Raw genomic sequence first — 7,040 nt, forward strand, 5'->3', positions numbered from 1 at the left:
GGTCTCTCAGAAGCGGTTGATGGATTGTTTCAGATAAAAATTTGCTTTAATTTTGAAAAAAATAATCGTTCAACACTCCTCTTTATCAACATTAACTTTTAACAAAAAAATGTGTCCAAAGTTAAGCTTTGAAAAGGGGGATTTTCTCGCAGGTAATTTTTTCACTTAACAGCCTTGGACGAGACGTCAGGAACCAGATTCATGTTTGCTGGTTCCATACCTCTTTTCACAACTTATTCTTTTGCCGTTTCCTTCCTTAGTCACAGTAAAAATCAGGACCAGGGCTGTTTTTTCCTAATTTGCCGGATTTATTTGTGGAACAATTTGTTGAATTTGTTCAAAATAGGCTTTGAATCTGTTCAATAATCATTCAACTGTTTTGCAATTCGAATAAAGCCTATGAAAACTCGCTGGTGGACTCTGCTGATCTGGTTGTTTCTGTTTGTAATTCTCAGTTGCGGAGAAGATCCTGAAGCGGATTTCAGCATCAAAAATTTTTCACGGGGAACTGTAGAGCCTGAATACACTGAAGAGTCTGAAACCACTGTAGAAACGGCCTTGGATGGCTTTTTCCATGATAGTGCCGCCGCAGGAATTGGATACTCGTCAAACAGTACGAGCGGAACCACCGACAGCACAGGGAAGTTCACCTATGTTCCTGGTGAGCGCATACAATTCAAAGTAGGTGATATTTTGCTGGGTGAAACACAGGGCAGTGCCATGTTAACACCTGTCAACCTGGTAGAAAATGGGACAGCAGACACACCCGCCGTAGCCAATATTTCTGCCTTTCTTCAAACTCTGGACAGTGATGGTGATCCGACAAATGGGATCAATATCTCCAAAGAAGTCGTTCAAGCCATAGTCAGTAGCGAACAATCCATCAACTTCAATGTTGATTCTTCCGTTTTTTCCGAAAATGTCGCAGTTCAATCCGTTATTGCCGCTGTTGCCAAGGTGACAGCGGCAACAGGTGGTCGTCAAAATCTGGTGCCCCCGGCGCAGGCCATTGCACATTTGAATGAGACCATTGCATCCATTCGGGACAAACTGGTTGGTTTTACCGTGAGTAAAATCAGTGGGAGCACCACTGAAGCCGGAGGAACGGCCACTTTTTCGATAAAACTTAAAAGTCAGCCATTGAATGATGTGACCCTTGAAATATCCAGTTCCGATACGACTGAAGGCTCGGTCCATCCTTCGACACTTACCTTGACCGCAAACAACTTTAACGCTGAAAACCTGATCACGGTCACCGGAGTGGATGATAAGATCAAAGATGGAGATGTTACATACACTATAAAGTTTTCTCCTGCATCCAGCCTGGACTCGCTTTACAATGGGCTTGATCCTGACGATGTGATTGTTGTGAATACGGATGATGAGACAGCAGGTGTCACAGTTGTCACCACTGATAATACGACCACTGAAGCGGGAGACACTGGCGCTTTTACAGTCAAACTCAATAGCCAACCCATCTCAGATGTGACCATCACAGTGACCAGTGGTGATACCACAGAAGGCACGGTCTCACCTGCCACCTTAACGTTTACCTCCGCCAACTATGCAGCCACTCAGACCGTAACGGTCACGGGAGTTGATGATAGCACCGTTGATGGAAACATTGCGTATTCTGTCAAGATGTCTGCCAGTAGTTCTGATACAAACTATAACGGAATAACCATCTCATCCGTTTTTCTAACCAATACGGATGATGAAACAGCGGGATTCACGATCAGCACCATATCAGGCAACACGACTGAAGCTGGAGTTCAAGCAACGTTTACGGTGAAACTGAACAGCCAGCCGTATTATGATGTGAGCATACCAGTGAGCAGTTCGGATACGACAGAAGGCACCGTTTCTCCAGCATCCTTGACGTTCACCACATCAAACTGGAACGCCACTCAAACGGTGACTGTGACAGGCGTCTATGATGCGGTCGTTGATGGAAATCAAAGCTATACGATTTTACTGGGTATCGTCACCTCCGGCGACAGCAATTACGCTGGCTTGAATCCGAATGATGTTTCTGTAATCAACACCGGCGACATTCCGCCGACCATGACAGCGTCCAGTGTGAGTTTTACGGATACAGATTATACGTCACAGGAAATAGCAGGCAGTGTGACCATCAATAAAGCCAGCAGTGAAAGCACCCTCACGCATTATGTCCTCTATTGGGGAAGCAACAGCACCACCAAACAAAGTGGAACTGCGATCACCGAATTTGCCGTCAGCGGAAGTTCAACTTACACCTATACATTTTCAGCCAATACAGCTTTACCGTCCACAGCAAGTCATTTGCTGGTTTACAGCAAAAATCCGTATGGAGAAAGTACAATTTCAATGAGTGTGTCGATCACGGATTTGATTCCTGTGCCGGATACAGGTCAAACCACCTCCTACACGACCACTTTTGGAGAGGATCATGATTATTTAATCAATGCGCCATCGTATACGGATAACAGCAACGGGACGATTACCGACAACGTGACGGGGTTGATGTGGCAAAAAGAAAATGGTAGCCAAACAAACTGGTCAGCGGCGGGAAGCTATTGTGAGGGCTTGACTCTGGGCGGTTATGCGGACTGGCGTTTGCCCACAAAAAAAGAACTGATGAGTATCAGCCATTATGGGACATACAATCCAGCGATAAATACGACGTATTTCCCCAATACAAACTCGTCGAGTTATCGGTCGTCATCGACGGTCGCCGGTGACACGTCCGTCGCATGGGGCGTGGACTTCGGCTACGGCGGCGTCAGCACCTACTATAAGACGGCCAGCTACGATGTGCGCTGTGTACGAGGCGGACAATCGGGAATTTGGTCATTGGATTATTTGGCCAACGCGGGGACGGTACTGGACAAATCAAGGGGATTGCTGTGGCAGCAAACGGATGATGGCAACCGACGGACCTGGGAGGGAGCGTTGAGTTATTGTGAAGGGTTGGATTTGGGCGGTTACAATGACTGGCGTCTGCCGAATATTAAGGAACTGGAATCCATTACAGATGATACACGGCTTAGTCCTGCAATCAATGTGACATATTTTCCCACCACGAAATCGTCGAATTATTGGTCGTCGTCGACCTACGCCTATAACACGTCCAACGCATGGTACGTGAACTTTAACGGCGGCTACGTCTTCAACTTCAGTAAGCCGGACAGCTACTATGTACGCTGTGTACGAGGTGGACAATAGGCGCTTTGGTGCTTGTGTTATTTTTGCGGGCAAAAGCTTGTGCGGGGGGAACGGAGAGCGGTGAATTGAGGTCGTTTCCGTTTTGTCAAACGGTCTTGCCCAAAATCATGTTTCTTGTCAGAATGGCATAAAACTTCACAACCATTCATGGAGAATCTTATGTTGAAAACTCAAATTTATCTCACGGAAAGAGAATATTCCGCGTTAGACAGTTTATCCATCCGTTTAGGCCTGAAGCGTTCCCAGATCATTCGTCAAGCTATTGATCATTTTATTCAATCACAAAGCCGGGATTGGAAAATGGTCTTTCAGCCAATGGAAGGCATGTGGAAAGAGAGGACCGATCTACCGGATTTTGAAGCTCTTAGAAAAGAAGCCGACCGGGACGTTTTATGAAACGATTTTGCTCGATGCAATGCGGTGGAATCGCCACCAGAGGCGGCCTGAGAACGGTTCGGAACCAGAAAAAATGTCAGTTACATTTTGAACAGTTCTGCATGAGAACCTGACCGACGTAAAATGATGGTATCTTCATGCAGTTCATAAATTAACAACCAATCGGGTTCAATATGGCATTCTCTGGCACCTTGATAATTTCCGGAAAGTTTATGGTCACGGAAATGGATACTCAATGAATTTCCATGACATAACGTATTGATGACCGTTTTCAGTTTTTCAGGATCTTTCCCTTGTTTCTGTAATCGTTTGACATCTTTTTTGAATTGGTTGGTTGTCTGAATGGTTGTCATCAAATCCCCAAATCCTGATAGAGGTCATCAGGATTTTTATATTCAGACAACTCTTTTTCTTCCATCGCTTTCATGGTGGTTTCGTTCATTACTTTTTCCGGAATTCTTACCGAAAAAGGCAGACCCTGCTGAAACGTGATTTGTTTATAAAAAATATTGATGGCCTGTGATGCCGTCAATCCTAACGACTCCAGAATGCTTTCCGCGTCATGTTTCAGGGTGGAATCAATTCTGACAGAAATTGTGGTTGATTTGGCCATAAGTGCCTTATAAAAGGATTCCTGCTGTAAATAATTTGGTGATGAAATCTGTGGCTTGCCACGATGTCATCCCCGTGAAAACGGGGATCCAGGAGTGCGCCGATGGATTCCGTGTCAAGCACGGAATGACACCGTGCGAGGGCATGAATCGGTTGCCGTCACCAGAAAATTTACAACAACAAAAGATTCAGATTTGTATTAAAATTGTCACACATTGAAATTACATTGAGCGTTCATTCAATACCAGTTTTTATTTTCAGATTAAAGATCGTGTATCTGATAACAAGGTCACATGCTTCGATGGTTCATAATTTTATTGTTTCTGGGAACAGTTGAGAGTTCTTTTGCTGTGGAGAATGAACTCAAAATTGGAATGCCAGCGCCGGAATTGATCGGTCGGGAAGCCGCCGGACCCCGATTGCTCAAGTTGAGCGCACTGATGAAGGAAGTCGGCTTTGAACGGAATCCGGAGGGACGCTTCAGGGAGGTCAATGGAAAATATGTGGTGCAGGTGACTCGCAATGCGGTGGTTCTCAACTTTTTTGCCACGACCTGCATTCCCTGCATCCGTGAGATTCCCTCGTTCAATCGGGTGGCTACCAGATTTCAGGGGAAGCCCGTCAAACTGTTGTATGTCAACGTAGATCCGGAACTGACCGAGGAAAAAATCCGCTATTTCATTGAAAAACTCCAGATTCAGGTGCCGATGATGTTGCCCAATCAGCAACACGCGATTGAAACTTATGGAGTGCAATCGTTACCACGACTTGTTCTGATCAACCGTGAAGGCGTCATTGACAAAATTCTGACCGGATTTCAGGACGATCTGGAACAGCAACTGGAAAAGTGGATTGAGGGGCTGTTATAAGGCGTTCAAGGCCATTGAGTTTTGAACAACCTGATTTACCATGCCTGATCCAGGAAATTGAATTACTTTTAGAGAGAGTGTGAAGGCATGTTGATGTTCCCTATATTCCGGTTGATGACCCTGCTGTTGCTGTTGGGACTGTGGAACACCTCTGCGCTGGGGCAATCCCTGCAAACTGCCATGGAACAGGTGACACGCCGGTTCAATCAGGAATCCTTCAACCGAAAAGGGCAGGATGTGGTGATGGAAGTTCTCAACGCGCACTCGGGGAAGCGCGATACGGATGCCGCACGTATTGAATCAGAACTCTATCTGGCACTGCGGATCGCCATGCCGGAAACAAGGTTATTGTTGATCAGGGAAGCTCTTTCCGGAGTTTCCAGTCAGGCGGTCTGGGTCAAAGTCGATTATGAACGCCAGGGAACCCGGATGCGGTTGCGCTTCAGAGCCTTGCGGGGCCTGGACCGTGAATTGCTGGATCAATGGGAAATTGGATATCAGATTCGAGCCGCCGCCAAAACGCTGGTTGCCGTATTGGATATTGACGCACCAACATTGACGCTGGAACAACGCAAGGCTTTCAGCGAAATTTTCAGGTCGTTTCTCAATGGAACAGGCGTTTTCAGTCTGGCGAGCAGTGCTGAAATTGACAAACTGGACGCGGATGCCATTCAACAGCAAGCCCAGTGTACCCGAGACGAATGTGCCACCCTCATTGGTCAGCAACTGGGAGTGGAACGGGTTATTTCCAGCAGTTATTCGCAGATTGCTCCAAAAATTTATTTTTTGTCAGGCCGGATTCTGAATGTAAACACTGGCGAACTGCTCACCTCCCGCTTCGTACAGCATGACGGTGAACTGGCAACCCTTTCCACAGCCTTGGAACAACTGACTCAACAGCTTGTTCCCGCAGAAAAAAATACGAATCAAACGGTCATGCCCCCACCTGTCATTCCAGCCCTGACGGATCAACCTGTTGAGGAACCTCCATTGTTGAATCCCAAGATTCCTGAAACGTCCGTGGTTACTCCGGAACGCCAGTCTCCTGGCATGGAACCGTTACCGGCGGAGCCATTCCATGAAGACTCGTCACTCACGGGATCTCTGCCTGCGTCTGACGCTGTGACGGGTTCCTCCACGGATCTTTCAGGAACAGAAGCAGGCGAAAGCCATGATTTAACAGGAACCCCTGAAACACCCCTGGAAATTCCAGTGATTCCTGCCATAGAACCCACTGTTGCGGAACCACCGCCTTTACCCGCAAAACAATGGTATTTTCTGGCAGGAGCCGGATTGCAGGCAACCCGTGATTACGCTACAACCAATCAGATTTTTTTTGGTGCGGGAAGATTGCTGAAATATAAGGATTTGCCGACTGGTGTGGAACTATTCCTGTCCAGCGCCATTCCGGCCCCCAGGCAAACTTTGACAAAAAGCGGCATTTCAGCAGTGATGGAAAAGCAGATTCAAATACTGGAATTTTATGGAAATTATCGTTTTCAGGTTGCTACGGGACTTCATTTTCAGATCGCTACGGGACCGACTGTGGTGAAAACAGAAATAAAGGCTGTTGATTATGATTCCGCACTGGTGAAACCTGAAAATATTTCTGCGACAACAGTCGGCTGGGGTGCCGGTATTTCCGCGGAATATGGCTTCACTTCCTCATTTCATGGGGGCTTCTCTCTTCATCAACCGAATAGCACTATCACAAGGCTGAGCCTGGTTGGCGCATGGTGGTTCTGAAACCTGAGCAGGAGCGCCTCATGGGGCATTCTGACGCGGGGCGGATTGCTTATAACTGATTTCAGGAAAAACTTCTCCCAATATGTTACCGGTCATGTAAACTGACCCAGTAGCGGACAATAAAATTGACCCACCTTTATTGATAAAAAAGCCATAGCTTGCTATGGCACTCCCGTTAAAATGATGAATCATTTTTTTTGGGAGGACTAT

Annotated in this window: 6 protein-coding genes; 4 read left to right on the plus strand and 2 right to left on the minus strand. The window is 46.6% G+C overall.

What is annotated here, in order from left to right:
* Window positions 1–399 precede the first annotated feature (399 nt).
* Together HQM11_20975 and HQM11_20980 are read left to right on the plus strand one after the other, a co-directional pair.
* Entirely contained in the window at window positions 400–3,207 is a 2,808-nt protein-coding gene (locus HQM11_20975) for a DUF1566 domain-containing protein (protein MBF0353512.1), read from the plus strand.
* A 159-nt stretch (window positions 3,208–3,366) separates the two neighbouring features.
* A complete protein-coding gene (locus tag HQM11_20980) occupies window positions 3,367–3,603 on the plus strand; it encodes a ribbon-helix-helix protein, CopG family (protein ID MBF0353513.1) in 237 nt (78 codons plus the stop codon).
* Window positions 3,604–3,683: 80 nt separating this feature from the next.
* Here the strand turns inward: HQM11_20980 and HQM11_20985 are convergent, their stop codons facing one another.
* The gene (locus tag HQM11_20985; protein MBF0353514.1) at window positions 3,684–3,959 is read right to left on the minus strand and encodes a type II toxin-antitoxin system YafQ family toxin; all 276 of its coding nucleotides are present in this window, start codon (window positions 3,957–3,959) and stop codon (window positions 3,684–3,686) included.
* Window positions 3,956–4,216: a type II toxin-antitoxin system RelB/DinJ family antitoxin gene (locus HQM11_20990; GenBank protein MBF0353515.1), complete on the minus strand. Its 261-nt coding sequence runs from the start codon at window positions 4,214–4,216 to the stop codon at window positions 3,956–3,958. Before HQM11_20990 ends, HQM11_20985 begins: the two co-directional genes overlap by 4 nt.
* A gap of 292 nt (window positions 4,217–4,508) precedes the next feature.
* On the opposite strand from HQM11_20990, the gene HQM11_20995 reads away from it, so the two are divergent.
* Together HQM11_20995 and HQM11_21000 are read left to right on the plus strand one after the other, a co-directional pair.
* On the plus strand, window positions 4,509–5,084 hold the full coding sequence (locus tag HQM11_20995; GenBank protein MBF0353516.1) for a TlpA family protein disulfide reductase: 576 nt from the start codon (window positions 4,509–4,511) through the stop codon (window positions 5,082–5,084).
* Between the two features lie 93 nt (window positions 5,085–5,177).
* Window positions 5,178–6,830, plus strand: a complete 1,653-nt coding sequence (locus HQM11_21000) for a hypothetical protein (protein MBF0353517.1) — start codon at window positions 5,178–5,180, stop codon at window positions 6,828–6,830.
* Window positions 6,831–7,040: the final 210 nt, after the last annotated feature.

The sequence above is a fragment of the SAR324 cluster bacterium genome, assembly GCA_015232315.1.
In the GTDB taxonomy this organism is placed as follows: domain Bacteria; phylum SAR324; class SAR324; order SAR324; family NAC60-12; genus JADFZZ01.

What these genes read in the sequence shown, in the direction of transcription:
- HQM11_20990 (MBF0353515.1), bottom strand. Translation starts at nt 4,216, where the DNA reads ATGGCCAAATCAACCACAATTTCTGTCAGAATTGATTCCACCCTGAAA.
- HQM11_21000 (MBF0353517.1), top strand. Translation starts at nt 5,178, where the DNA reads ATGTTCCCTATATTCCGGTTGATGACCCTGCTGTTGCTGTTGGGACTG.
- HQM11_20995 (MBF0353516.1), top strand. Translation starts at nt 4,509, where the DNA reads ATGCTTCGATGGTTCATAATTTTATTGTTTCTGGGAACAGTTGAGAGT.
- HQM11_20975 (MBF0353512.1), top strand. Translation starts at nt 400, where the DNA reads ATGAAAACTCGCTGGTGGACTCTGCTGATCTGGTTGTTTCTGTTTGTA.
- HQM11_20980 (MBF0353513.1), top strand. Translation starts at nt 3,367, where the DNA reads ATGTTGAAAACTCAAATTTATCTCACGGAAAGAGAATATTCCGCGTTA.